Annotated in this window: 23 protein-coding genes; 15 read left to right on the plus strand and 8 right to left on the minus strand. The window is 68.4% G+C overall.

What is annotated here, in order from left to right; all coding sequences use genetic code 11:
* Positions 1-7 precede the first annotated feature (7 nt).
* Entirely contained in the window at positions 8-1960 is a 1953-nt protein-coding gene (locus AB4Z47_RS07675) for a gamma-glutamyltransferase family protein (protein WP_441949050.1), read from the minus strand.
* A gap of 160 nt (positions 1961-2120) precedes the next feature.
* On the opposite strand from AB4Z47_RS07675, the gene AB4Z47_RS07680 reads away from it, so the two are divergent.
* The 10 genes from AB4Z47_RS07680 (at position 2121) to AB4Z47_RS07725 (ending at position 12537) form a co-directional block, all read left to right on the plus strand.
* Positions 2121-2810: an HAD family hydrolase gene (locus AB4Z47_RS07680; protein ID WP_441949052.1), complete on the plus strand. Its 690-nt coding sequence runs from the start codon at positions 2121-2123 to the stop codon at positions 2808-2810.
* A 178-nt stretch (positions 2811-2988) separates the two neighbouring features.
* Positions 2989-3381: a hypothetical protein gene (locus AB4Z47_RS07685; RefSeq protein WP_441949054.1), complete on the plus strand. Its 393-nt coding sequence runs from the start codon at positions 2989-2991 to the stop codon at positions 3379-3381.
* Between the two features lie 56 nt (positions 3382-3437).
* Positions 3438-5447 carry an excinuclease ABC subunit UvrC gene (uvrC, locus tag AB4Z47_RS07690; RefSeq protein ID WP_441949056.1) on the plus strand — a complete coding sequence of 670 codons (2010 nt, stop codon included), beginning with the start codon at positions 3438-3440 and terminating at the stop codon, positions 5445-5447.
* Positions 5448-5622: 175 nt separating this feature from the next.
* Entirely contained in the window at positions 5623-6540 is a 918-nt protein-coding gene (gene rapZ / locus AB4Z47_RS07695; protein WP_441949159.1) for an RNase adapter RapZ, read from the plus strand.
* On the plus strand, positions 6537-7583 hold the full coding sequence (locus AB4Z47_RS07700) for a gluconeogenesis factor YvcK family protein (protein WP_441949057.1): 1047 nt from the start codon (positions 6537-6539) through the stop codon (positions 7581-7583). Before rapZ ends, AB4Z47_RS07700 begins: the two co-directional genes overlap by 4 nt.
* Positions 7580-8557: a DNA-binding protein WhiA gene (gene whiA, locus AB4Z47_RS07705; protein ID WP_441949161.1), complete on the plus strand. Its 978-nt coding sequence runs from the start codon at positions 7580-7582 to the stop codon at positions 8555-8557. The genes AB4Z47_RS07700 and whiA overlap by 4 nt, the downstream gene beginning before the upstream one ends.
* A 148-nt stretch (positions 8558-8705) precedes the next feature.
* Positions 8706-9725, plus strand: a complete 1020-nt coding sequence (gene gap, locus AB4Z47_RS07710) for a type I glyceraldehyde-3-phosphate dehydrogenase (protein WP_441949059.1) — start codon at positions 8706-8708, stop codon at positions 9723-9725.
* Positions 9726-9730: 5 nt separating this feature from the next.
* Positions 9731-10945, plus strand: coding sequence for a phosphoglycerate kinase (locus AB4Z47_RS07715; protein ID WP_441949061.1), 1215 nt, complete (start codon positions 9731-9733; stop codon positions 10943-10945).
* 2 nt (positions 10946-10947) lie between these two features.
* Positions 10948-11733 carry a triose-phosphate isomerase gene (tpiA, locus tag AB4Z47_RS07720; protein ID WP_441949062.1) on the plus strand — a complete coding sequence of 262 codons (786 nt, stop codon included), beginning with the start codon at positions 10948-10950 and terminating at the stop codon, positions 11731-11733.
* 156 nt (positions 11734-11889) lie between these two features.
* Positions 11890-12537: a DUF1579 family protein gene (locus AB4Z47_RS07725; RefSeq protein ID WP_441949064.1), complete on the plus strand. Its 648-nt coding sequence runs from the start codon at positions 11890-11892 to the stop codon at positions 12535-12537.
* A gap of 13 nt (positions 12538-12550) precedes the next feature.
* Here AB4Z47_RS07725 and AB4Z47_RS07730 read toward each other — a convergent pair whose 3' ends face one another.
* Positions 12551-13333 carry an META domain-containing protein gene (locus AB4Z47_RS07730; protein WP_441949066.1) on the minus strand — a complete coding sequence of 261 codons (783 nt, stop codon included), beginning with the start codon at positions 13331-13333 and terminating at the stop codon, positions 12551-12553.
* A 259-nt stretch (positions 13334-13592) separates the two neighbouring features.
* Here AB4Z47_RS07730 and AB4Z47_RS07735 point away from each other — a divergent pair, with 259 nt between their 5' ends.
* The 3 genes from AB4Z47_RS07735 (at position 13593) to secG (ending at position 16465) form a co-directional block, all read left to right on the plus strand.
* Positions 13593-14537 carry a DMT family transporter gene (locus tag AB4Z47_RS07735; protein ID WP_441949067.1) on the plus strand — a complete coding sequence of 315 codons (945 nt, stop codon included), beginning with the start codon at positions 13593-13595 and terminating at the stop codon, positions 14535-14537.
* Positions 14538-14547: 10 nt separating this feature from the next.
* Positions 14548-16149, plus strand: a complete 1602-nt coding sequence (locus AB4Z47_RS07740; RefSeq protein WP_441949069.1) for an MFS transporter — start codon at positions 14548-14550, stop codon at positions 16147-16149.
* Between the two features lie 82 nt (positions 16150-16231).
* Positions 16232-16465, plus strand: coding sequence for a preprotein translocase subunit SecG (gene secG, locus AB4Z47_RS07745; protein WP_327118689.1), 234 nt, complete (start codon positions 16232-16234; stop codon positions 16463-16465).
* Positions 16466-16498: 33 nt separating this feature from the next.
* Here the strand turns inward: secG and AB4Z47_RS07750 are convergent, their stop codons facing one another.
* Positions 16499-17347, minus strand: coding sequence for an SDR family NAD(P)-dependent oxidoreductase (locus AB4Z47_RS07750; protein ID WP_441949071.1), 849 nt, complete (start codon positions 17345-17347; stop codon positions 16499-16501).
* 54 nt (positions 17348-17401) lie between these two features.
* Here AB4Z47_RS07750 and AB4Z47_RS07755 point away from each other — a divergent pair, with 54 nt between their 5' ends.
* Positions 17402-18370 (plus strand): alpha/beta fold hydrolase, encoded by a 969-nt coding sequence (locus AB4Z47_RS07755; RefSeq protein WP_441949073.1) that lies wholly within the window; start codon positions 17402-17404, stop codon positions 18368-18370.
* Positions 18371-18452: 82 nt separating this feature from the next.
* Positions 18453-19055: a DUF7691 family protein gene (locus tag AB4Z47_RS07760; RefSeq protein WP_441949075.1), complete on the plus strand. Its 603-nt coding sequence runs from the start codon at positions 18453-18455 to the stop codon at positions 19053-19055.
* Between the two features lie 8 nt (positions 19056-19063).
* On the opposite strand, the gene AB4Z47_RS07765 is transcribed toward AB4Z47_RS07760, so the two are convergent.
* The 5 genes from AB4Z47_RS07765 to zwf are packed head-to-tail and all read right to left on the minus strand — an operon-like array spanning position 19064 to position 25187.
* Complete coding sequence (locus AB4Z47_RS07765) at positions 19064-19543, minus strand: hypothetical protein (protein WP_441949076.1); 480 nt, start codon at positions 19541-19543, stop codon at positions 19064-19066.
* 48 nt (positions 19544-19591) lie between these two features.
* Complete coding sequence (locus tag AB4Z47_RS07770) at positions 19592-21904, minus strand: transketolase C-terminal domain-containing protein (protein ID WP_441949078.1); 2313 nt, start codon at positions 21902-21904, stop codon at positions 19592-19594.
* A gap of 52 nt (positions 21905-21956) precedes the next feature.
* Complete coding sequence (gene pgl, locus AB4Z47_RS07775) at positions 21957-22712, minus strand: 6-phosphogluconolactonase (protein ID WP_441949080.1); 756 nt, start codon at positions 22710-22712, stop codon at positions 21957-21959.
* A complete protein-coding gene (gene opcA, locus AB4Z47_RS07780) occupies positions 22705-23613 on the minus strand; it encodes a glucose-6-phosphate dehydrogenase assembly protein OpcA (RefSeq protein WP_441949082.1) in 909 nt (302 codons plus the stop codon). The genes pgl and opcA overlap by 8 nt, the downstream gene beginning before the upstream one ends.
* Entirely contained in the window at positions 23610-25187 is a 1578-nt protein-coding gene (gene zwf / locus AB4Z47_RS07785; RefSeq protein ID WP_441949084.1) for a glucose-6-phosphate dehydrogenase, read from the minus strand. Before zwf ends, opcA begins: the two co-directional genes overlap by 4 nt.
* Position 25188: the final 1 nt, after the last annotated feature.

The raw sequence follows: 25188 nt of genomic DNA on the forward strand, positions 1-25188 counted from the left end.
AAGCTGTTCAGTGGGTGTCGCCGAGGACCGCCCCCTCGCGGCGGGGGTCGGCGCCACCGATCCAGCTATCGGCGCCGTCGCGTCTGAGCGCGCTGAGACCGCTGATCTGTGGCGCGACCGAGACCTGATGGCCGAGTTCACGGAGCCGGAGTACGAGCGGGTCGTGATCGCCGTTGTCGGTCGCGTCGACCGCGGGGTGCTCGCCGCCGACGCCGGTGGTTGGGCTGTTCGCCGCGCCGAAGGCGACCGCGGAGGCCGCCTGCTGCGGGTCCAGACCCCAATCGAACATGTTGATCAGGGCTTTCACCACATACTGGATGATTACCGAACCGCCGGGGGAACCTGCGACGTGGGTCAGTTCGCCGCGCGAGCCGTCGGCGGTCTTGTCGAACACCAGTGTCGGGCTCATCGAGCTGCGTGGACGTTTGCCCGGCTGGACTCGGTTGGCCACCGGCACGCCGTCGGTGCCCAGCGGGTCGGCGTTGAAGTCGGTGAGCTGATTATTCAGCACGAAGCCGTCGACCAGGTGGAACGAACCGAACGCCGACTCGACCGTGGTGGTCATGGCCGCGGCGTTGCCGTACTTGTCGACCACTGAAATGTGGCTGGTGCCGTGCTCGGGCGGCTGCGGGCTGGTGCCGACTGGAACCGGGCCGAAGTCGCCGGGCTGTGCCGTGCCCATGCTGCGGTTCGGGTTGATCAGCCCGGCGCGCCGCTTCAGGTAGTCCTTGTTCAGCAGTGTCTGAGCCGAAGTACCGGGTAGCGGAACGAAGTCCGTGTCGGCCACGTACTTGTTACGGTCGGCGTAGGCGAGTCGCTCGGCCTCCGAGATGAGGTGGACTGCCTGGGCGTCCGGCTTTCCGCCATTGCGGTCGATGTTGTCCGGCCGCATGGCGGCCAGATCGAAGTTCTCCAGAATGCCGAGCGTGGCGGCGACGGTGATCCCGCCGGAGGAGGGGCTCGGCATGCCGCAGACCTCGTGCGTGCGGTAGCCGGTGCACAGCGCGGTGCGCTTCTTGGCCTGGTAGGCGGCCAAGTCCCCGGTCGTGATCAGGCTCGGGGTGCGCCCTCCGGAGGACCGGCCCGCGGCGTCGACGACGTCGCGGGCGATGGCGCCGGTGTAGAAGGCCTGCGCGCCGTCGGCGGCGACAGCGCCGAGCGTTTTCGCCATGGCAGGGTTGGTGAGCACGGTGCCGGCGAGCTTGGGGCTTCCGTCCGGGTTGAGGAAATATGCCCTGGCGCCCTCATCGACGGCGAGATCCTTCGCCGACTCCGCGATCTGACCCGCAAGGCGTGGACTGATCGGGAATCCGCGATCGGCCAGTCCGATGGCCGGATCGAAGAGGTCCCGCCACCCGGACTTGCCGTGGTCGTGGTGCACCATTTCCAGCATGCGCAGCACGCCGGGCACTCCGATGGACCGACCACTGGCACGTGCGTTCGGCTTGGGCTCGGCCCGATCGGTGTCGCCGACCCAGCGCAGGTAGTTCTCGGTCGCTGCGGCGGGGGCGATCTCGCGGCCGTCGTAGGCGTCCACGGATTTCGTGTTCGCGTCGTAGTAGAGCAGGAACGAACCGCCGCCGATGCCGGACGCCTGCGGTTCGACCAGTCCGAGCACCGTCTGCGCCGCGATCAGTGCGTCCGCCGCGGTGCCACCGTCGCGCAGCACCTCGCAGGCGGCCTTCGTCGACACCGGGTTCGCGGTCGACACCGCGAAGCTGTGCGTGCGCACCGGCGTCATGCCGGAGCGGTACCCGCTCGCGATCTCCGGATTCGTGCTCAGATCCTGGCTGCCGCGGCCCGCCGGACCCGCCGAGGCCGCCGCGACCGGCGTGCCGTTCGGGACCGTCGCGCACATGCCATCCGCCTTGTCCTCATCGGACGAACAGGCTGTGGCCATTCCCACGGTGAGCGCCAACGCCGCGACAGCGCCGACCCAGGTTCCTCGCTTGCGCCTCATGCCCGGACTCTATCGTCCGGCACCGACTCGCGCGACTCGCTCTGACCACCCACGAAATCGCCCTGGCCGCAGCGGGTGTCGCCACTCGGCGCCGTCGAATCGGTCCGCTGGGGTGCTCGCGACCATGCGGGCCCGAATGGTCCGTCGGTAGGCTGGCGCGGTGACGATCGATGCCGTGTTGTTCGACTTCTCCGGGACCCTGTTTCGGCTGGAGGAGGACGAAACCTGGTATGAAGATCTGACCCGGCCCGACGGCCGGGCGTTCGGCGTGCGCGAGAAGGCCGAGATCATGCGGCGAATGACGGCGCCCGTCGGACAGATCGTCCGGTTCGACGCGGAGAAGCAGTACGCGTGGGACAACCGTGACCTCGACCCGGCGCTGCACCGCGTCGCCATGCTGGAGGTGCTGCGGAAATCGGGCGTGCCCACCGACGAGGACGCCGAGCGGCTCTATGCCCGGCTCATCGACCCGATGCAGTGGACGCCCTACCCCGACACCGTCGCCGTCTTGGAGACTCTTGCGGCACAAGGTATTCCGGTTGCCGTCGTGAGCAATATCCCGTTCGACATCCGTCCCTCGTTCGCCGCGCGTGGCTGGGACCGGTCCATCCAGGCGTTCACATTGTCCTACGAGGTGGGCGCGATGAAGCCGGATCCGGTGATCTTTCGCTCCGCCCTCGACAAACTCGGCGTGCCCGCCGACGCGACGTTGATGGTCGGTGACAGCGCCGAGGCCGACGGCGGCGCGACGGCGCTCGGCTGCCGATTCGCTCAGGTCGAACCCCTCCCCACCACCGCGCGCCCGGATGCCTTGCTGGGGGTCCTCCGCGGGCACGGCCTCGCGGAGTAGACGACCGCTCGGCGGGGCGGTCGCCATCCAGGCGTACCACGCGCGTTTGCCGAAGTCCGAGTTGTCCGGGTCGGTGTCGTGTTAGCGTGCGGCTCGGCCTGTTCTTCGGGTGTGTCAATTCGTTCAGTGGAACGGGGGTACGTCTGTGGATTCGGCGTATTCGGGTGAGGATCCGGTCTTGGCTATGGAAGCGGAGATGCCGGACGCGGTTCAGGATGTGCGGGAGGCCATCTGGGGGATGGTGGGGTTCGCGACCGCCTACCCGATCATCATGGGCGTGACGCGCGGCGCCGAAGCTGCCGCCGCGTCGTCGTCCCAATTCTGCGTCGCCTGGGCGCTCGGCCTGCTGGTTTTCGGATTCGCCGAAGGCGCGCGCGCCGTGCGCACCCTCGCGCTGATTCTGGCGATCGGGCAGGCCGTCGTCGGGTGGCGTGTGATCGGCGACCTCGCTACCGTCCCGCCCGCCGTCGGCGTTCTCGCCGCCTGCTACTCGCTCGGCACGACGGCGGCCGTCGTTCACCTGCTGCGGCGGCCGGACGCGAAGGCATGGTTCGGCGTCCAGGTGTCCTGACCGCGGCCGCTGCGGAGCGGTGCCGGGCTGTCGGAGCCGGTGGATAGGCTTGACACGTGGCAGATCCAGCGACGTACCGGCCCGCGCCGGGCACGATCCCCGTCGAACCCGGTGTCTACAAGTTCCGGGATGCCCATCGGCAGGTCATCTACGTCGGCAAGGCAAAGAGCCTGCGCAGCAGGCTGAACTCGTACTTCGCCGACGTCGCCGGTCTGCATCCGCGCACGCGACAGATGGTCACCACGGCCGCGAGCGTCGAGTGGACGGTCGTCTCCACCGAGGTGGAGGCGCTGCAATTGGAGTACAACTGGATCAAGGAGTTCGATCCGCGCTTCAACGTCCGCTACCGAGACGACAAGTCGTATCCGGTGCTCGCGGTCACCCTCGACGAGGAGTATCCCCGGCTGTTCGTCTACCGTGGAGCGCGCCGCAAGGGCGTCCGGTATTTCGGTCCATATGCGCACGCCTGGGCGATCCGCGAGACCCTCGATCTGCTTCTGCGGGTGTTCCCCGCGCGGACCTGCTCCAACGGAGTCTTCAAGCGGCACAGCCAGATCGGGCGCCCGTGCCTGCTCGGGTACATCGACAAGTGCTCGGCGCCGTGCGTCGGGCGGGTGAGCGCCGACGAGCATCGCGGGATCGTCGAGGATTTCTGCGACTTCCTCGCCGGCCGCACCGACCGCATGGTCCGGGAGCTCGAGCGTCGCATGCAAGCCGCCGCCGAGGACCTGGACTTCGAGAGCGCCGCCCGCCTGCGCGACGACATCCAGGCGCTGCGCCGCGCGCTGGAGAAGCAGGCCGTGGTGCTCGGCACCGGCACCGACGCCGACGTGATCGCCTTCGCTACCGACGAGCTGGAGGTGGCGGTGCAGATCTTCCACGTCCGCGACGGTCGCGTGCGCGGCCAGCGCGGCTGGGTGGTCGACAAGTCGGGCGATGCCGTCGATACTCCCGAAGCGGCCGGCGAGCTGGCTGCCCTGGTCGAGCAGTTCCTCACCCAGTTCTACGGCGAGCAGGTCACCGTGGCCGAGCAGGCGACCGACGAGCAGCCCGCCACCGTGGTGCCGCGCGAGGTGCTCGTCCCCGAGTTGCCCGCCGACGCCGAACAGGTCCAGCAGTGGCTGTCGGACCTGCGCGGCTCGGCGGTGCGACTGCGGGTACCGCAGCGCGGCGACAAGAAGGCCCTCGCCGAGACCGTGCAGCGTAACGCGATGGAAGCGCTTGCCCAGCACAAGCTCAAGCGCGCAAGCGATCTGACCTCGAGATCGCAAGCTCTGCAGGACATTCAGGACGCGCTGGAGCTCGACAGCGCCCCGCTGCGCATCGAGTGTGTGGACATCAGCCACGTGCAGGGCACCGACGTGGTGGCCTCGCTGGTGGTGTTCGAGGACGGTCTGCCGCGCAAATCCGAGTACCGGCACTACGCGATCAAGGAGGCCGCGGGCGACGGCCGCTCCGACGACGTCGCCAGCATCGCCGAGGTGACCCGGCGCCGATTCCTGAAGCTGCGCCGCGACCGCGACCTGATGGAGCAGGAAGACCTGGCCGCCGTCGGAAGCGACGATGACACACCGGAACTCGTCTCCCGCCCGGGCATAGACCCACACACCGGGCGTCCGCGGAAGTTCGCCTATCCGCCCAACCTGTATGTGGTCGACGGCGGCGCGCCTCAGGTCGCGGCCGCCGCGGAGGTGCTCGACGAACTCGGCATCACCGACGTCGCGGTGATCGGCCTGGCCAAACGCCTCGAGGAGGTGTGGGTGCCGGGGGAGAGCGAGCCGGTGATCATGCCGCGCAACAGCGAGGCACTGTACCTGCTGCAGCGGGTACGCGACGAGGCGCATCGCTTCGCGATCACCTTCCACCGCAGCAAACGCTCGCGTCGGATGACGGCGTCGGCGTTGGACTCGGTGCCCGGCCTCGGCACGGCACGCCGGAGCGCACTGGTCACCCATTTCGGGTCGGTAGCCAAACTGAAGCAGGCCACGGTCGAGCAGATCACCGAGGTTCCCGGCATCGGGCTGGCAACCGCGAAGGCGGTCCTCGCCGCACTACAGGCGGAATAGTCGCTGACCGCGCACCGGAAGTTTCGGTTTCGCGTACGTTATGTGTCTGTGCCCGATACCGAAACCGGTGCGGGATGATCGGAAGGCACCCGAGAGACGGATCCGGTAGAACATGACACGCGTCGAATCGAACAGCAGTGCGGGCGGTCCGCCGACGAGCGGAGGGCGAGCGGGCATGTCCGGCGCCCTCGCCGGAGCGCACCCCCAGGTCGAGGTCGTGATCGTGACCGGACTCTCCGGCGCGGGCCGTGGCACCGCCGCGCGCGTACTCGAGGACCTCGGCTGGTATGTCGCGGACAATCTGCCGCCTGAGCTGTTCGGACGCATGGTCGAGTTGGGCGCCTCCGCGACCCCGCCGATCCGCCGCCTGGCCTTGGTGATGGATGTGCGCAGCCGGTTCTTCACCGGCGATCTCTCGGCGGTCACCGAGCAGTTGCGGACGCTCGGCGTCGGCACCAGAGTCCTGTTCATGGAGGCGTCCGACGACGTGCTGATCCGCCGTTTCGGATTCGCCCGGCGCCGTCATCCGCTGCAGAGCGAGAGCAAGGACGGCACGCTGTCGGCCGGTATCGCCGCCGAGCGGGTGCGCCTGTCGGCCGTGAAGGCCGCGGCGGATCTGGTCATCGACACCACCGAGCTGTCCATCCATCAGCTGCACCGCAAGCTGGAGGAGGCATACGGAGGCGGCGCGCCCAGCGCGCTGCAACTCACCGTGCAGTCCTTCGGCTTCAAGTATGGGGTTCCCCTCGACGCTGACATCGTGTTGGATGTGCGTTTTCTACCTAATCCACATTGGATACCGGAATTGCGGGAACATACCGGTCAGGAGGCGGTGGTCAGCGAGTACGTATTGTCACGCCCTGGCGCGGACGATTACCTGCGAACCTGTCACCACCTGGTCGATCTGACCACGAACGGTTACCGCCAAGAGGGGAAGCGATACATGACCGTGGCAGTGGGCTGCACCGGAGGCAAACACCGGAGCGTCGCGATCGCCGAGGCACTGGGCGAGCTGATCGGCGAGGTCACCGGCGGGTCGGAGGGATCGGCCGACGTGGTGCGCGTCGTGCACCGGGATCTGGGGCGCGAATGACCGGTTGGGAATCCAATCCCAGCATCGTCGCGCTGGGTGGCGGACATGGCCTGTACGCGACACTGACCGCGGTGCGACGGCTGACCAGGAAGATCTGCGCGGTGGTGACCGTTGCGGACGACGGCGGCTCGTCCGGGCGGCTACGCGCCGAATTGGGGGTGCTGCCGCCCGGGGATCTTCGCATGGCGTTGGCCGCCCTCGCCGCGGACGCCGACGGGGTGTGGACGCGGACCGTTCAGCACCGTTTCGGCGGCACAGGAGCGCTGGCCGGGCACTCTGTCGGCAATCTCATCCTGGCCGGGCTGACCGAGGTGCTCGGCGATCCGGTGGCCGCACTCGATGAGGTCGCCAAAATGTTGCGGGTTACCGGGCGAGTGCTTCCGATGGCGCCGATCACGCTCGACATCGAGGCGGATGTGTCTGGGCTGGAAGCGGATCCGCGGGTGAGTCGCTGCATTCGCGGCCAGGTTGCCATCGCCACCACGCCGGGTAAGGTGCGGCGGGTGCGGTTGATTCCGTCCGATCCTCCGGCCAGTCCCGAGGCGACCTCGGCGATCGAACACGCCGATGTCGTCGTGCTCGGTCCCGGTTCGTGGTTCACCAGCGTCATTCCGCACGTCCTCGTGCCCGAGCTGCGGGAAGCCCTGGTGTACACCAGGGCGCGCAAGGTCTTGGTGCTCAATCTCGCTGCGGAGCCGGGTGAGACGGCGGGCTTCTCCGCGGAGCGGCATCTGCACGTATTGTCTCAGCACGCGCCGGAATTCGTGGTCGATGAGGTATTGGTCGATTCCGGGTCCGTGCCAGAGGGGCGCGAGCGAGAACATGTGGCCAGGGCTGCCGAGCAGTTGCGGGCACGAGTAACCTTCTCCGATGTCGCCGAAGCGGGGACGGCCCGGCATCACCCCGGAAAGCTCGCCGCCGCACTGGATCAAGTGATCCGGCAACCTCGGCCGCAAATGGCAGGGCTTCGAGTCGAGGGACGGCACATGGGTCAGGATGTGCGTTCCGGGTTGGGTGGAAAGGAGCGCGTCTCGTGGCGATGACAGCCGATGTGAAAGACGAGCTGAGCAGGCTCGTGGTGTCGCAAGTGAGTTCCCGCAGGGCCGAGCTGTCCGCGCTGCTGCGCTTTGCCGGCGGCCTACACATCGTCGGCGGCCGGGTGATCGTCGAGGCCGAGGTGGACATGGGTTCCATCGCGCGCAGGCTGCGCCGGGAGATCTTCGAGCTCTACGGCTACGGCTCCGACGTGCACGTGCTCGGCGCGGGAGGTCTGCGCAAGACCTCGCGGTACGTGGTGCGCGTGTCCAAGGAGGGCGAGGCGCTGGCCAGGCAGACCGGTCTGCTCGACGTGCGCGGTCGTCCGGTGCGTGGTCTGCCCGCGCAGGTGGTCGGCGGCAGCATCGCCGACGCCGAAGCCGCTTGGCGCGGAGCGTTTCTCGCGCACGGCTCGCTCACCGAACCGGGGCGCTCCTCGGCGCTGGAGGTCAGCTGCCCCGGGCCGGAGGCGGCGCTGGCGCTGGTCGGCGCGGCTCGGCGGCTCGGGATCGCGGCGAAGGCGCGCGAGGTGCGCGGCACCGACCGCGTCGTGGTGCGCGACGGCGAGGCGATCGGCGCGCTACTGACCAGGATGGGCGCGCATGGCACCCGGATGGTCTGGGAGGAGCGCAGGTTGCGCCGCGAGGTCCGCGCGACCGCGAACCGGCTGGCCAACTTCGACGACGCCAACCTGCGCCGCTCGGCGCGGGCCGCGGTCGCCGCGGCGGCCAGGGTGGAACGCGCGCTGGAGATCCTCAGCGACGACGTGCCCGACCATCTCGCCGCCGCGGGCAAACTTCGCGTGCAGCACCGCCAGGCGTCGCTGGAGGAACTCGGCCAGCTCGCCGACCCGCCGATGACGAAAGACGCCGTGGCGGGGCGCATTCGGCGTCTGCTGTCGATGGCCGACCGACGCGCCAAGGAACTGGGCGTGCCCGACACCGAATCGGCCGTCACGGCCGAGTTGCTCGACGACGCCTGAGCCCGCCGTCCCGGCGGACATCCGCCGGGACAGTGCGGTTGTGACCAGGCACCGCACGAATGCCAGGTGCGTGTCGGTGAGGTAACGGCAGGGCATTAGTGTGAGTAAGGCATCGAAATGACCCGCCTGAAAGCTGAGGAGCGATAACGTGACTGTCCGGGTAGGCATCAACGGTTTCGGCCGTATCGGACGAAACTTCTTCCGAGCGGTGGAGGCGCAGAAGGCGCTCGGCACCACCGACATCGAGATCGTCGCGGTCAACGACCTCACCGACAACGCGACCCTCGCGACCCTGCTCAAGTACGACTCGATCCTCGGCCGGTTGCCGCAGGATGTCTCGCTCGACGGCGACGACACCATCGTGGTGGGCGATCAGCGGATCAAGGCTCTGGCCATCAAGGAAGGGCCCGCGGCGCTGCCGTGGGGCGATCTGGGCGTCGACGTGGTCGTCGAGTCCACCGGCATCTTCACCGATGCCACCAAGGCCAAGGGCCATCTCGCCGCCGGCGCGAAGAAGGTCGTCATCTCCGCCCCTGCCAAGGGCGAGGACATCACCATCGTGATGGGCGTCAACGACGACAAGTACGACGGCAGCCAGAACATCATCTCGAACGCCTCGTGCACCACCAACTGCCTCGGCCCGCTGGCCAAGGTGCTCAACGACGAGTTCGGCATCGAGCGTGGCCTGATGACGACGATTCACGCTTACACCCAGGACCAGAACCTGCAGGACGGTCCGCACAGCGATCTGCGTCGCGCCCGCGCCGCCGCGCTGAACATCGTGCCCACCGGCACCGGCGCCGCCAAGGCCATCGGCCTGGTGCTGCCCGAACTGCAGGGCAAGCTGGACGGCTACGCGCTGCGCGTGCCGGTTCCGACGGGTTCGGTCACCGACCTGACCGCCACCCTGCGCAAGTCCGCGACGATCGACGAGGTCAACGCCGCTTACCGGGCCGCAGCCGACGGCCCGCTGAAGGGCATCCTGAAGTACAACACCGACCCGATCGTCTCCAGCGATATCGTCACCGACCCGGCCTCGTCGATCTACGACGCGCCGCTCACCAAGGTGATCGACGACCAGGTGAAGGTCGTCTCCTGGTACGACAACGAGTGGGGCTACTCCAACCGTCTCGCCGATCTCATCGGCCTCGTCGGCAAGTCGCTCTGACGCGTATGGCTGTCAAGACACTCGCGGACCTGCTCGAAGAGGGTGTCGAGGGTCGGGGCGTGCTCGTGCGCTCCGATCTGAATGTCCCCCTCGACGACAACGGAAAGATCACCGATCCCGGCCGGATCGTCGCCTCGGTGCCGACCATCAAGGCACTGGTGGAGGCGGGCGCCAAGGTCGTGGTGACCGCCCATCTCGGCCGCCCGAAGGGCGAGCCGGACCCGAAGCTCTCGCTGGCGCCGGTGGCCGCCACACTCGCCGAGGAGCTGGGCCGCAATGTCCAGCTGGCCGGTGACGTCGTGGGCCAGGACGCGCTCGCGCGCTCGGAGGGCCTCACCGACGGCGACGTGCTGCTGCTGGAGAACATCCGCTTCGACCCGCGCGAGACCAGCAAGGACGACGCCGAGCGCGGCAAGTTGGCCGCCGCATTGGTCGAGTTGGTGGGCGATGACGGCGCGTTCGTCTCCGACGGCTTCGGTGTCGTGCACCGCAAGCAGGCGTCCGTGTACGACGTGGCGAAGCTGCTGCCGCATTATGCGGGCACGCTGGTCGCCGCCGAGGCCGACGTACTGGCCAGGCTGAGCGAGAATCCGGACCGGCCGTACGCGGTCGTGCTCGGGGGGTCCAAGGTCTCCGACAAGCTGGCCGTCATCGAGGCGCTGGCGCCGAAGGTCGACACCCTGGTGATCGGCGGCGGCATGTGCTTCACCTTCCTTGCCGCACAGGGTCTTTCGGTAGGCTCCTCGCTGCTGCAGGAGGAGATGGTGGACACCTGTAAGAACCTGCTCGAACAGTACGCCGACGTCATACACCTGCCGAGGGACATCGTGGTGGCCGACAAGTTCGCCGCCGACGCCGAGTCGAAGGTCGTACCGGCACATGAGATCCCGGACGCCTGGATCGGTCTGGACGTGGGCCCGGAGTCGGTGGAGCGTTTCGCCGCGCTCCTGACCGAGGCGAGGACCGTCTTCTGGAATGGCCCGATGGGCGTGTTCGAGTTCGAGAAGTTCGCCGCGGGAACCCGAGGGGTCGCCGAGGCGATCGTGACCGCCACCGGCAAGGGCGCTTTCAGCGTCGTAGGCGGTGGGGACTCGGCCGCGGCCGTACGCGTGCTCGGGCTCCCGGAGGACGGCTTCTCGCACATCTCCACCGGCGGCGGCGCCTCGTTGGAATACCTGGAGGGCAAAGAACTCCCTGGCATCGCGGTGTTGGAGGACTGAGCATGGCACGCAAACCGCTCATCGCGGGCAACTGGAAGATGAACCTCAACCACCTCGAGGCCATCGCTCTGGTGCAGAAGATCGCGTTCGCGCTGCCGGAGAAGTACTTCGACAAGGTAGATGTGGCGGTGATCCCGCCGTTCACCGACCTCCGCAGCGTGCAAACGCTGGTCGAGGGGGACAAACTCCTGCTCACCTACGGCGCGCAGGATGTCTCGGTGCACGAATCGGGCGCCTACACCGGAGAGATCAGCGCGGCCATGCTCGCCAAGCTCGGCTGCGCCTTCGCCGTGGTCGGCCATTCGGAGCGGCGGCAGTACCACAACGAGGACGACGCTCTCGTGCTGGGCAAGGCAAAGCAGGCGCTGAAGCACGGGATCACCCCGATCGTGTGCATCGGCGAGGGTCTGAACATCCGCGAGGCGCAGACGCATGTCGAGTACAACCTCGAGCGGCTGCGCGGTTCGCTGAAAGGTCTGACGGCGGAGCAGATCTCGAAGATCGTCATTGCCTACGAGCCGGTGTGGGCGATCGGCACCGGCAAGGTCGCCACCCCCGCCGACGCGCAGGAGGTCTGCGGCGCGATTCGCGGGGAGCTGGCGCGGCTGGCCTCGCCCGAGGTCGCCGCGGAGGTCCGCGTCCTCTATGGCGGCTCGGTGAACGCGAAGAACGTCGGAGAGTTGGTCGCCCAGACCGACATCGACGGCGCCTTGGTCGGCGGCGCGTCGCTCAAGGGCGACGAGTTCGCCACCCTCTCCGCGATCGCCGCGGGCGGCCCCCTTCCCTGACGTCGTAGATGATCAACGCGCAAAGCCCGGTATCCTCCCTGCGATACCGGGCTTTGCCGTATCCATCACCAGGAGTGGGTCTTTCGGCCGGCGCGGCATGACCGGTAGCCGTAGGATGATGGCTCGGTGTGATACCCCTGCTCGACAAGGACTTTTGTGACTCCACGCAAGCTGTATGTCGTACTTCCGGCCGCGTTTCTCGCGCTGGCCACCATCGTCGGCTGTTCGGATGTCCCGTCGAACGACCACGATCATCACCATGCCGCATCGGCCACCGGGACGGCGTCAGTGCGGCCTGAGCAGCAGGACGCCGGGCATCGCAAGCTGAATCAGCTTGTCGGCGAGTGGAAGGGCGAGAAGTCGACCTTCATCGCGGGCGGCACGGCGGACCATCCGACCAAGAGTGAGATCGTCTCCCACTGGGAGTGGATCACCGAGACCGGCAACAACTTCCTGCGGGAGGAGGCCGAGGGAACCCTCGGCGGCAATCCGTACTACCGGCTGGGGCTGCTCGGGTTCTCGCCGACCGACAACCGCTACGAGTGGTCGACGGTCGACAGCGTGACCCCGATGACGATGACCTACAAGGGCGCCAAGGGAAGTGGCGGCGATGCCGACATCATCATGGCGGGGGAGTTCACCGATCCCGGCGTGCTGGGCGAGCAGTTCGTCGGCAAGACCATTCCGATGCGCACTGCGATCCGGCTGGAGTCAGCCGATCGGGTGGTCATGGAGATCTTCTTCGCGCCGCCGGGCGAGCAGGAAAGGATCGCTGATCGCGTGGTGCTCACCCGGCGGCAGTAGGCGCTACCGGCGCCTACTGCGCGTGCAACGTGAGACCGCTGCCGTTCTCGTTGCGCAGGGTCAGCGTGTCGGCGTCGACCGTGGCGGTGGTCTTGCCGTCCAACGCTTTCAGGACCGCCTGTTCGACCTCCATCACCTCCGGGGAGCACAGCATTTTGGTGGTGGCGATCCGGAAGGTGATCTCCGAGCCCGACACCTCGGCGCTGCCGGTCATGCGATTACACCCCGTGCCGCCGGAGACGCCGCCGTCCTCGGCAATGGTGAGGGCCGGTTTCGTCTCATCGATGGTTTGCGAGCGGATTTGGGTGTCAGAGGTGATGAGCGCGGTGACGAGCCACGGTGTCCCCTGCACGGGCCTGTCGGGTTGAGCGACTTTCTTGTCGATCATGGTGACCGTGCGGTCGTCGCTGTGCAAGGTGAGCTTCGCGTCGTCGAGCCGCCAGCTGGGGTCGGAATTCAGCAGGCCGCTGAGCCATTCGTCGGCGCCCTGACGATCGCCGCCGCAGGCGATCAAGGTGCTGGCCAGGCCGGAGACACGCATGGTGTGGTCGTCGAAGGTAACCGCGCCGCTGTACTTGTTGCAGCCCGCGTCGGCGGAGACGCGGCTGTCGGTGAAGGTGACCGTGAGCGGGCCGCCGCCAGGGATCGGCGTCCCCTCGACGCCGGTGGAGAGGAAGGTGCGGCCCATCGGGCTCGGCTCGTCGAAGCTCTTGTCCGGGCCGACGCTCGAGCATGCCGCGACGGCGCCGAGGGCGAGCAGCACTGCCGGACCGAGTCGAGCGAAGTGTGCTGCCATGGGGCGATGCTACCGACGACGCGCATCCCGGCCCGGCTGTTCGCCGGTTACCGGCGTGCCGAGCGCAGCAGCGAAGAGTTGGTGGGTATTAGTATCTGTGCCGTGCACCGATGCTTCCCGATCACGCCGCCGCCCGCCTCCTGAGCGAGGTGTAGGTTTCCGGCGCGCCACCGACAGGTGAGCGCGCGCTTCTCGGCATCGCTGCGCACCTCGCTTCCGCGACCACCTCCCCTTTCTCGTCGCAGGAGCGCGATCCTTCATGTCCACATCTGTGTCTACGGCCGACCGTTCCGGCCTGGTCTACCTCGTCGGCGCCGGAATGCTTTGGGGCACTGGCGGTTTGCTCGGTACCCTGTTGAACCGGGCCACCGGCCTGTCCCCTGTTTCGGTAGCTACCTGCCGGCTCGCCGTCGGCGGGCTGCTGTTGGTGGCGCTGCTGGCCACCATGAGGCGGCCTTGGCCGCGAAACTTGTCGGCGTGGCGCAGAGTCGGCGCGGTCGCCGTGCTCGCGGCGATTTTCCAGGCGGCCTACTTCGGCGCTGTCGCGGCATCCTCGGTCAGCCTGGCCACTCTCATCACCATCGGCATGTCGCCGGTGGTTGTCGCGATGCTGGAGCACCTCACCGGAAGGCATATGGTGGACCGGCGTCGCGCTGTCACGATCGGCATCGCCCTGTGCGGCCTTGCGCTGCTGGTCGGTGTTCCCTCCGGTGGGGTCGGCGCGGGCGGGTTACTTGCGGGCGCGGGGTTCGCGTCGGCGGCAGCGGCGGCGTTCGCGACGGTCACCGTGATCAACGGGGTGCCGGTGCCGGGACTCGATGCGATGACCACTACGGGTCTCGGGTTCACCGGCGGCGCGCTGCTGCTTGCCCCGCTTGCCGCGCATTCCGGCCTGGCGTTCGATCCGACGGCAGCCAGCATTGCGCTGGTCCTGGTGCTGGGTCTGGTGCCGACCGCGCTCGCCTACACGCTCTACTTCCGCGGGTTGTCGAACGCCGGGCCGGGGATCGCCGCGGTCCTCGCCCTGCTCGAACCGCTGACCGGCGCGGCGCTCGCCGCGGGGGTGCTCGGCGAACGGCTCACTGCGTCGGGGTTGGCAGGCGCCGCGCTGCTCGTCGTGGCACTGCTGCTCGCCGCCACATCCTCGCGGTCGACAGCGCAGGTTCCGGACACGGCGACAGGTCGGCGCCGGTCACGAGACTAAGCTTCGGCGAGTGAACGCTGCCGCAACGACTGTTCCAGGCTCCACCTGGGCGCCGATGCGTTCGCCGGTATACCGAGCGCTGTGGATCGCCCAACTGGTGTCGAATCTCGGCACCTGGATGCAGACCGTCGGAGCGCAGTGGATCCTGGTCGACCAACCCAACGCCGCGGCGTTGGTCTCGTTCGTGCAGACCGCCATCACGCTGCCGGTGATGCTGCTGGCCATCCCGTCCGGGGTGATCGCCGATCTGGTGGACCGGCGCAGGCTGCTGCTCGGCGCGCAGTCCATGATGGCGGCGCTCGCGACGATTCTCGCGGTCTCGACCGCGACGGGGCACACCACCCCGGGGGTGCTGTTGACCTTGCTGTTCCTGCTGGGCTGCGGGCAGGCGTTGACCGCGCCCGCGTGGCAGGCGATCCAGCCGGAACTGGTGTCGCGTGCGCAGATCCCGGCCGCCGCGGCGCTGGGCAGCATGAACATCAACATCGGAAGGGCGGTCGGCCCCGCGCTGGCCGGTGTGCTGGTCTCGCTGTCCGGGCCGACGCTGGTGTTCGCACTGAACGCGGTGTCGTTCGGCGGGATCGTCGCGGTCCTCACTGTCTGGCGCAGGCCGGCGACGGATCGGCGACTGCCCACCGAACGTCCGCTCGCGGCGTTGCAGGCGGGCACCCGGTTCATCCGGGCCGCACCCGCGATCCGCCGGGTGCTGCTGCGCTCGATCCTGTTCATCGCGCCGGCCAGCGCGGTATGGGCGCTGCTCCCGGTGATCGCGCGGGATCGGCTCGGGCTCTCGTCCTCCGGCTACGGCCTGATGCTCGGCGCACTCGGGCTGGGCGCGGTGCTCGGTGCCGCCGCATTGTCGCGACTGCGGAGTCTGCTGACTCCGACGCAGCGGCTGACCACGGCCGCGATCCTGTTCGGCCTCGCGACCTCGGGCACCGCACTGCTGCGCGTCCTGCCCGCCGTGCTGGTGCTGTTGATCTTCGCCGGGCTGGCGTGGCTGCTGGCGATGTCCACGATGAACTCGACCATGCAGCTGCTGCTGCCCGCGTGGGTGCGTGCGCGCGGGCTCTCGGTGTACCTGCTGGTGTTCATGGGTGGGCAGGCGGTGGGCTCGCTGGTCTGGGGCCTGGTCGCCAACGCGCTCGGATCGGTGTCGGCACTGTTGTTGGCCGCGGCGCTGCTCGGGATCTGCGCGCTGAGCACCCCGTGGTTACCGATTCGGCACAACGCCGAGGAGTTGGACCTGACCCCGTCGGCGTTCTGGCCGGAACCGCAGTTGGTCGTCGAACCCGATCCCGACGACGGCCCGGTGCTGATCCTGCGCAGCTACGCCGTGCCGCAGGAGAGCGTTGAGGAATTCCTGGCCGCCATGGTTTTCGTCGGCAGGTCCCGGCAGCGCACCGGCGCCATGGAATGGCGTCTCTACCGTGACGTCGGGGTGCTCGACCGCTACGTGGAAGCATTCGTCGTGCGGTCCTGGGCCGAGCACATGCACCAGCACCAGGTTCGGCTCACCGCCCGGGACGAACTGCGCGAGCAGGCCGTCGCGAAGTTCACCATCGATGACGACGACCAGGTCACCCACCTGGTCGCCGTCGACCCGCGCTAGCCGGACTGGCGGCCGCGCGGCCGAGCCGTCCGGATGCATGCCTGATTCGGTGGGATTCCGCCGACCGCATACACTGTCCGGCATGCGGATGTTCCTGGATATCCTCCTGATCATCACCAGCGTGCTGCTGGTGCTGCTGGTGCTGCTGCACCGCGCCAAGGGTGGAGGTCTGTCCAGCCTGTTCGGCGGCGGCGTGCAATCCAGCCTGTCCGGCTCGACCGTCGTGGAGAAGAACCTCGACCGCATCACCATCTTCACCGGGGCGATCTGGCTCATCGCCATTCTCGGTATCGGCCTGGAGATCAAGTTCGCCTGACCCGGTCGGTCACCACCCGTCGCCGCGGCGGATTCAGTCGATGCGGGGAACACGTCCGTCGATGTCGGTGAAGCCGTAGTCCGCGGCGAGATCCGCGACCCGCCAGGGCAATCCGGTGCGGGTGCGTCGCCCGGGGTCGGTCGCCAGCGCGACGACCGCGCGGCCCGGGAAGCGCGGTGTCTCCGCCTCGGCGAGGTCGAACGTCCCTTCGCCGGGCAACGTCACCAGTCGCTGCCCCGTGGCGTCGGCCGGTACCAGTTGCAGCAGTTCGGTATCCACAATCCCGGGCCACAGCGACACAACGGTCACCTCGGTGCCCGCGAGATTGTGCGCCATGTCGGCGGTGAGCCGGTCGAGCGCGGTCTTCGCTACTCCGTACACCGCATTGTGCATGTACCTGCGCGCGCCGGGCGAGGAGATATTGACGATCAACCCACCCGACTCGATCAGCAATGGCGCGGCGAAAAAGCTTGCCACGTAATGTGATCGGACACCCACGTCGAAGCTCTCGTCCCACGCCGCGGGCGGCACCTCCCAGAACGGCTTGCCGAGCCAGCGCGCCGCGGCAGGGGAGTTGTAGACGTTGTTCACCAGCACGTCCAGCCGGCCGTGCTCGGTGCGGATCCGCTCGAACAGCCGCTCGACCGCGTCATCGTCCCGGTGGTCGCAGACGAACGGAATCCCGACCCCGCCCACCGCGTCGATCTCGGTGGCGGTTTCGTGCACGGTGCCCGGTATCGGCCCCTTCGTCGCCGAGCGCCCGGTAACGAACACCGTCGCGCCCGCAGCGCCCAATTCCAGCGCGATGCCCTTGCCTATGCCTCGGCTGGCGCCGGTGACCACCGCGATCTTGCCTTCGAGCCCGTCGGGTATTCCGCTCACGGTCTCGGAACATTACCGTGAAACCAGAACGCGTTCTATGTTTTGGAGGCCGGAGTGGAGTCGACCCATCGGTTCGTGACGACCCACGGCATCCGAATGCACGTCGCCGAGCAGGGGGAGGGCGAGCCGGTGATCTTCTGCCACGGCTTCCCGCACACCTGGTACATCTGGCACCGCCAGCTGCCCGCAGTCGCCGCGGCGGGCTATCGCGCCATCGCACCGGACCTGCGCGGCTACGGGCAGACCGAGATCCCCGCCGAGCTCGAGGCCTACACGAACCGTGCGGTGTGCGAGGACCTACTGGGCCTGCTCGACGATCTCGGCGCCGAGCAGGCGGTGTTCATCGGCCTGGACTTCGGCGCCGCGCTGGTGTGGGAACTGGCATTGCGGGCACCGGAGCGGGTGCGCGGCATCATCGTCCTGAACAACCCGTTCGCGCCGCGTCCGCCGCGTGCGCCCTCGCAGCTGTGGGCGAAGGCGGCCGCGCGACACTTCCTGCACCTGCACTACTTTCAGGTACCCGGCGTCGCCGATGCGGAGCTCGGCGCGTGTCCTCGCGAATTCCTCGCCCGCGTGTACCACGCCCTCAGCGCCGACTACCACTACCTGGACACCTGGCGTTTCCCGGCAGAGGGCACCGGCTACCTCGACGTGCTTCCCGCGGCCCCCACGTTGCCGTGGCGCTGGCTGGGCGAGGACGAATTGGAGACCCTGGCACAGGATTTCGAGCGCACCGGGTTCACCGGCGGATTGAACTGGTACCGAAGCCTGGATCGCAACTGGGAACTGACGGCCGACTACGCAGGAGCGAAGGTCACCGTCCCGGCCTACTTCCTGTACGGCGATCGGGACCCCGACATGGAGGGCTTCAGCGGCCACGACCCGCTGACCACCATGCGCGCGCACGTCCCCGACCTGCGTGAGGTGACCGAGATCGCGAACGCGGGCCACCTGGTGCAGCTGGAACGCGCCGAGGAGGTCAATCGGCTGATCACCGCGCATCTGCGTCACCTCGTCCCGTAGCCCTCCGACATCCCGGGCTGAGCCGAAACATCTTCGCACGGAGGGGCGTTCACTGTCGGTGGCCACCGCTAGGGTCTCCTGAATGAGCTATTGCCTGAGCATCTACGTCGTCGAACTGGGCCGGATCAGGGGCGCCATCGGGTCCAGGGACGACAAGCTCCGGCGCATGATCGGGGGCCGGTTCAAGGCCCAGCTGACCCACGATGATGACTGGTTCGCCGAAGAGATCGCGAACGGCGCACCCACCCGCTACGACGCGGTGCGCGCCGTCATCGCCGGCGGCCCCCTCGACCCGTCATGCGGGTTCCAATACGGCTATGCCTACCAAACGATCTGCCAGTTCTACGGCAGGTTCGTGGACAACCGGTACTTCTCCGCGTTCGGCGGCGCCTGGCTCGACCACATCGATGACGGGCTCGCGACGCTCGGCATCAAGGCGATCAGCGTCCGCGCCTTCATGTACCACTCGCTGCCCCCCGCACTGCCCCAGCCTGACGACCTGCCCGGTTACGGCGAATGGACCCCTGAGCAATGTGCCGAAGCCCTGGTCCAGTGGGAATCGACCACGCCACGGCAGCGGGAAGAGATCGACCACGAGGTGCTGGCCGCCATCGAATCCTGTATCGCATGGATCAGGGAGGCCCAGGCCCGCCCCGGCTGGGGTATCGCCGGGTTCTTCTTCTGAGCAGCGGCCTACCGGTATTCCTCAGTCAGCTTCGAGTAGTCGGACCAGCAGGGCATGGGTTGGTAGTCGAGGTAGGCCGTGAGGCGGTCGAGTAGATACTGCCAGCGGGGGCCGATGGCGCCCACGTCGGCGGGGCAGACGTGCCGGCGGGACAATTCGACGGTGGTGACCACGCCGACCTGGTTCATATGGACCTCGAGCAGGCATCCGTCGATGTGCACGACCAGTTCGTGCGGTGCCCGGCAGTGGTCGACGCGCACCGCGATCGGGCCGGAGACGGGGCCGTCGAGCGGTTCGATGGTGAGGTTGCCGTTGCCGCCGGTAACGGCGCCGAGCCAGCGGGTGAGCTGGCCGCGATCAGTGGCCGCCGACCAGACCTCGAGCACCGGCTTGCGGAAGGACCGCAGATAGTGCAGGAGTACCAGATCGCCGTCCGTCGTGTGCTCGTGCTCCGGCCGTACCTCGCCGAGCATGGACATCGTGGTCATCGCCGTGCCCTTCCGCTGCTGGTCACCGTCACCATCACTGTATTTCCACTATTCCCCCGTCGAATCGAATTCCCGGGTAACCCGCGCTCGGGCGTGCCGCAGGCCCGCGCGGGTGACCTCGCCGAGGAGTTCGCCCGCCGCGGCCTCGATCTTGCTCTCGTCGAGCAGCACCGTGTCGGCAGCCGGTCCCAGCGGGACGAAACTGTCCTCGCTGGTGACTCGCGTGATGCGCCCCTCGAAACCCGCGTCGATCAAGGCGGTGCAGACCGCCTCGGACACGCCGCCACTGTGCCGGGTTTCGTCCGCGACCAGGACACGGCCGGTCGCGAGTGCGTGCTGGAGCAGATCGTCCACCGGCAGCGGCGCGAGCCAGCGCAGGTCGAGAACGCGCGCGTGGAGGCCGCGCTGGGCCAGGCGGTGCGCGACGCGCAGGCTCATCGGTACGCCGTTGGCGAAGCTGACAAGGGTCAGGTCCGCGCCGTCGCCGTAGACGCGGGCGCGGCCGATCTCGACGTGCTCGGCGGGCGACGCGCGTGCGAGCCAGCCATCGTCGCCGGGCTGGTGCAGGTCGCGGGTGTGATATAGCGCGATGGGCTCCAGGTACAGGCATACCCTGCCGTCCACCCGGGCGGCGGAAACGCACGTGCGCAGCATGGCCGCGGCGTCGTCGGCGCGGGAGGGAGACGCGATGATCAAGCCGGGGATATCGCGCAGCGCGGCGATCGAGTTGTCGTTGTGAAAGTGGCCGCCGAAGCCCTTCTGATAGGCGTATCCGGCGATCCGGACCACCATCGGGTTCCGGTAGCGGCCATCGGAGAAGAACGACAGCGTGGCCGCTTCGCCACGCAGTTGGTCGGCGGCGTTGTGCAGGTAGGCGAGGTACTGGATCTCCGGGATCGGCACGAATCCGGCCAACCCCGCGCCGAGCGCGGTGCCGAGGACGCTCTGCTCATCCAGCAGGGTGTCGAACACGCGGCGCGCGCCGAACGTCTTCTGCAACCCCTTCGTCACGCCGTACACCCCGCCTTTGCGGCCGACGTCCTCCCCGAAGACGAGCACGTCTCGATCGCGGGCCAGCAGATCCGCGAGCGTGTGATTGATCGCTTGGGCGAGGGTTGTCGGATTGTCCGGCGGCGTCGCACCGTTCGCACCGGGCTGTGCTGCGATGCCGCGCGGTGATTCCCGGCTGGGGTCCGCGCCGGCCGGGAGCGCGTTGACCCGGAGCACGTCGGTGCGCACCAGCGCGGTGCGTGACGCCCCGATCGGAGCGGTCACCGCCTCGGTGGAGGTGAGTTTCGGCTCACGCCAGACGAGTTCGGCCATCGCGGTCACCCGGTGGCCGAGGTCGTTGTAGCGCTCCAGGACCTCGGTGGGCGTCGCCACGCCGGAGGCAATCAGCAGCCGTGCCGTCGCCAGCACCGGATCGCGCAGCAGGTCGGCGGCGATGTCCGCGGGGCGGCGGTAGGCTGCTTCGACGTCCGAACCCGCATGGCCCAGTAGGCGAACGGTCCGCAGCCGCAGGAACGCGGGCGTGCGGCGGTCCCGAACCCACTGCGCGGCGGCGGCTCCGGTCGTCAGTGCGTCGCGCGCGTCGCATCCGTCCGCGCTGAAGAACGCCAGGCCGGGCCGACGGCCGTACGCTTGCTCGATCCAGTCCGGCGGCGTCGGCACGCTGATCCCGATGCCGTTGTCCTCGCAGACGAACAGGATCGGCATCGAAATCCCTTGGTGTGCGGTGTGTATGGCAGCGTTGATCGCGCCCGCCGCCGTAGAGTGGTTCGCGGATGCGTCACCGAAACTGCACAGCACCACCGAATCCGGCGGCCACTGCGCGGACACGCCGAGCCGAGCCGCGCGGTCGATCGCGAAGGCCAGCCCGACCGCGCGCGGAAGATGTGAGCCGATCGTGGAGGTCTGCGGGATGACGTTCGCCGCCGTGCTGCCGAAGACCTTGTGCCGACCACCGGAGATCGGATCCGCCGCCGCGGCGACCACACCGAGCAACACGTCCCGAATCGGGTCGAGTCCGCCCACCTGGCGGGCCCGGTGCACGAAGAATGCCCCCGACCGGTAGTGCAGCAGGGCGGGATCGGTGACCCGCAGGACCGCGGCCAGCGCCGCGTTGCCTTCGTGGCCAGAGGACCCGATGCTGTAGTAGCCGCGCCGGGCACTGCCGAGCCGGCGTGCCGCGAGGTCGAGATGTCTACTCGTCGCCTGCGATTCGAACAGCGCGAGACACGCTTCGCCCGTGATCGCGCTGCCCGGCTCGATCGACTGACCCGCCGGGCGCTTCGGCGGCGCAATGAGCGCCGAGATCGCGGTGCGAAACCGCTCGTCCAGATCCACTGCCTGATCGGTCATCGAAAGATCATCCCGTAGAACTCCGCCCGTCGGACACGCCCGTCCGCACGGGTCAGCGCAACGCGGCCGCCGCGTCCTGATCCAGCAGCCACGTGGTGGAGTCGATACCCATGGCACCCGCTGCGGGAATGTCCACCGGCTCCGCGCCTGTGATGGCCGCGGCGACCGCCTCGGCCTTGGCCGCGCCGCCTACCGCCAATACCACGTGGCGGGCGCGGCGGACGGCGGGCAAAGTCAGGGTCACCCGGACCGGCGGCGGCTTCGGCGAATCCGTCACGGCGACAACGAGTTCGTGCTCCGCACGCACTGCGTCGGTGTGGGGGAACAGCGAGTTCACGTGACCTTCTCCGCCCATACCGAGCAAATGCAGGTCGAACGCGCCGTGCTCGGCGAGATAGGCATGCACGGCCGCGGAATACTCGGCGGCGGCCTCGACCGGGTCGGGGTATTCACCGTCGGAGGTTGCCACCGGATGCACCCGCGCCGGGTCCAGCGGCACGTGGTCGAGCAGTGCCTGCCTGGCTTGCAGGTCGTTGCGCTCCGGATCGCCTGCGGGGACGAAACGTTCGTCGCCCCAGAACACGTCGAGCCGGGACCAGTCGACATCGCCGGGCGTCTTGCGCACTTGTTCGAGCAGTCCGATTCCGGTCCCGCCGCCGGTCAGCACCACCGACGCGGAGCCGCGCTCGGCCTGGGCCGCGACGACGATCGCGACGAAACGGGCCGCCGCGGCGGTGACCAGCGCGTCGGTGTCGAGATGAACCTCGACGGTGTCACTGGGGAATTCCGAATCGGTGTGGTCACTCATAGCTCACCCTCTCGATTCCGGCCAGGGCCTCCGCGTAGATCTCGTCGGCATCCAGCCTGCGTAGTTCCTCGGCGAGACAGTCACGAGTCTCCCTGCGCGCCAGCGCGATCCGCTGATCCGGGTCGCCGGTGCGGGTGACCGTCGCGGTGCGGCCGGTCTGCGGCCGCTCGATCGCGAAGTCGACCGACGGGCGGCGCACCTCCACACGCAGCGCACCCGAGCGGCGCCGAACCGGGCAGCCGAGCCGGGCGGCCAGCCAGCCGGCCAGCATGTCCAGGGCGGGCTCGTTGCGCAGCCCGGACACCGTCACCGACTCCACCGGTTCGAATGGCGGTTCGTCCAACGCGGCGGCCAGCAGCGCACGCCAGTAGGTGATTCGGCTCCAGGCCAGGTCGGTGTCGCCGCTCGCGTAGGAGGCGAGTCGCTTCTTGATCGTCGCCTGCGGGTCGGCCGCGAACGTGGCGTCGGTGATGCGCCGCGTTGCCAGACGACCCACCGAGTCCTTGGACGGGAACTCCGGTGCGCCGCGCGGCCACCAGGCGACCACCGGTGTGTCCGGCAGCAGGAACGGGATGACGACGCTGTTCTCGTGGTTGACCAGATCACCTTGCAGTCGAAGCACTATCACCTCGGCCGCGCCCGCGTCACCGCCCACGCGGATCTGCGCGTCCAGTCGGGTGGCAGCCTCGCGGTCGCCGCGCGCGAGCACCACCACGCGACAGGGATGCTCGCGGCTGGCGTCGTTCGCGGCGTCGATCGCGTCTTCGGCCTCGGAGCTGTCCAGCGTGCACACCACCAGGGTGAGCACCCTGCCCATGGTGATCACGCCGTTGCTCTCGCGCAGCTGCACCAAGCGCTTCGTGACCTCGCCGGTCGTGGTCTCGGGCATGTCGATGATCATGGCCGCCGCCATTCGCGCCCGGTGCGGGCGAGCATCTCGTCGGCGGAGGGCGGACCCCAGGTGCCGGCCTCGTACGGCTCCGGTTTGCCGTCGGCGGCCCAGTGCTCGAGCACCGGATCCAGAATGCGCCAGGACAATTCGACCTCCGCGTTCACCGGGAACAGCGATGGCACCCCGAGTAGCACGTCGAGGATCAGGCGCTCGTAGGCCTCGGGGGAGGACTCGGTGAACGCCTCGCCGTAGCTGAAGTCCATGTTGACGTCACGTACTTCCATGCCGGAGCCCGGCACCTTCGAGCCGAACCGCATGGTGATGCCCTCGTCCGGCTGTACCCGGATGACCAGCGCGTTCTGCCCCAGTTCCTCGGTCATGGTCTGATCGAACGGCAAGTGCGGCGCCCGCTTGAAGATCACGGCGATCTCGGTCACCCTGCGGCCCAACCGTTTTCCGGTGCGCAGGTAGAACGGGACGCATGCCCAGCGGCGGGTGTCGACCTCGAGGGTGATCGCGGCATAGGTCTCGGTGCGCGACTGTGGGTCGAAGCCTTCCTCGTCCAGTAGGCCGACCACGTGCTCGCCACCCTGCCAGCCCTCTGCGTACTGGCCGCGCGCGGTGGTCTCTTCCAGCGGCTCGACGAGCTTGGTCGCCGAGAGCACTTTGATCTTCTCGGCCTGCAGTTGCTTGGGCTCGAAGCTGATCGGCTCCTCCATGGCGGTGAGCGCGAGCAGCTGCAGCAGGTGGTTCTGGATCACGTCGCGCGCAGCGCCGATGCCGTCGTAATAGCCTGCGCGCCCGCCCAATCCGATGTCCTCGGCCATGGTGATCTGGACGTGGTCGACGTAGTTGGCGTTCCAGATCGGGTCGAACAGCTGGTTGGCGAAGCGCAGTGCCAGGATGTTCTGCACCGTCTCCTTGCCGAGATAGTGGTCGATGCGGAACACCGTCTCTTCCGGGAAAACCCGGTTGACCAGCGCGTTGAGTTCCTGGGCGGTTTCCAGGTCGTGCCCGAACGGCTTCTCGATCACCACGCGCCGCCACGGCTTGCGGCCCGCCTCGTCGGTGCCGATCGGCTGTGCCAGCCGGTGTTCGCAGAGCTGATCGAGCACGACGGGGAACATGTTCGGCGGAATCGACAGGTAGAAGGCGTGATTGCCGCCCGTGCCGCGCTCCTTGTCCAGGGTGGCCAGGGTGTCGGCGAGCATGGCGAACGCCGCGTTGTCATCGAAGCTGCCCTGTACGAACCGAATTCCCTCGGCGAGCTGGTCCCAGACCTCCTGGCGGAAAGGGGTGCGCGCGTGCGACCGCACCGCGTCGAGGACGACCGCGGCGAAGTCCTCGTCCGTATAGTCGCGGCGGGCGAAGCCGACCAAGGCGAAGCCCGGTGGCAGCAGCCCCCGGTTCGCGAGGTCGTAGATGGCCGGCATCAGTTTCTTTCGGGACAGATCACCGGTGACGCCGAAGATCACCATGCTGCACGGGCCCGCGATGCGCGGGAGTCGTTTGTCCCGCTGGTCGCGGAGCGGGTTCTTCCAGGCGGTCGCGGCTGGTTTTCCCGTGGATGCTGTGCCGGCCATC

Origin of the sequence: Nocardia sp. 2TAF39 (genome assembly GCF_052114905.1) — a bacterium.
Taxonomy (GTDB): Bacteria; Actinomycetota; Actinomycetes; order Mycobacteriales; family Mycobacteriaceae; genus Nocardia.

Bases quoted from the DNA above. Each gene is read 5' to 3' on its own strand.
- AB4Z47_RS07675 (WP_441949050.1), bottom strand. From the start codon at position 1,960: ATGAGGCGCAAGCGAGGAACCTGGGTCGGCGCTGTCGCGGCGTTGGCG.
- rapZ (WP_441949159.1), top strand. From the start codon at position 5,623: ATGTCCGGCGCCCTCGCCGGAGCGCACCCCCAGGTCGAGGTCGTGATC.
- AB4Z47_RS07700 (WP_441949057.1), top strand. From the start codon at position 6,537: ATGACCGGTTGGGAATCCAATCCCAGCATCGTCGCGCTGGGTGGCGGA.
- whiA (WP_441949161.1), top strand. From the start codon at position 7,580: ATGACAGCCGATGTGAAAGACGAGCTGAGCAGGCTCGTGGTGTCGCAA.
- AB4Z47_RS07715 (WP_441949061.1), top strand. From the start codon at position 9,731: ATGGCTGTCAAGACACTCGCGGACCTGCTCGAAGAGGGTGTCGAGGGT.
- tpiA (WP_441949062.1), top strand. From the start codon at position 10,948: ATGGCACGCAAACCGCTCATCGCGGGCAACTGGAAGATGAACCTCAAC.
- AB4Z47_RS07730 (WP_441949066.1), bottom strand. From the start codon at position 13,333: ATGGCAGCACACTTCGCTCGACTCGGTCCGGCAGTGCTGCTCGCCCTC.
- AB4Z47_RS07735 (WP_441949067.1), top strand. From the start codon at position 13,593: ATGTCCACATCTGTGTCTACGGCCGACCGTTCCGGCCTGGTCTACCTC.
- secG (WP_327118689.1), top strand. From the start codon at position 16,232: ATGCGGATGTTCCTGGATATCCTCCTGATCATCACCAGCGTGCTGCTG.
- AB4Z47_RS07760 (WP_441949075.1), top strand. From the start codon at position 18,453: ATGAGCTATTGCCTGAGCATCTACGTCGTCGAACTGGGCCGGATCAGG.
- AB4Z47_RS07765 (WP_441949076.1), bottom strand. From the start codon at position 19,543: ATGACCACGATGTCCATGCTCGGCGAGGTACGGCCGGAGCACGAGCAC.
- AB4Z47_RS07770 (WP_441949078.1), bottom strand. From the start codon at position 21,904: ATGACCGATCAGGCAGTGGATCTGGACGAGCGGTTTCGCACCGCGATC.
- pgl (WP_441949080.1), bottom strand. From the start codon at position 22,712: ATGAGTGACCACACCGATTCGGAATTCCCCAGTGACACCGTCGAGGTT.
- opcA (WP_441949082.1), bottom strand. From the start codon at position 23,613: ATGATCATCGACATGCCCGAGACCACGACCGGCGAGGTCACGAAGCGC.
- zwf (WP_441949084.1), bottom strand. From the start codon at position 25,187: ATGGCCGGCACAGCATCCACGGGAAAACCAGCCGCGACCGCCTGGAAG.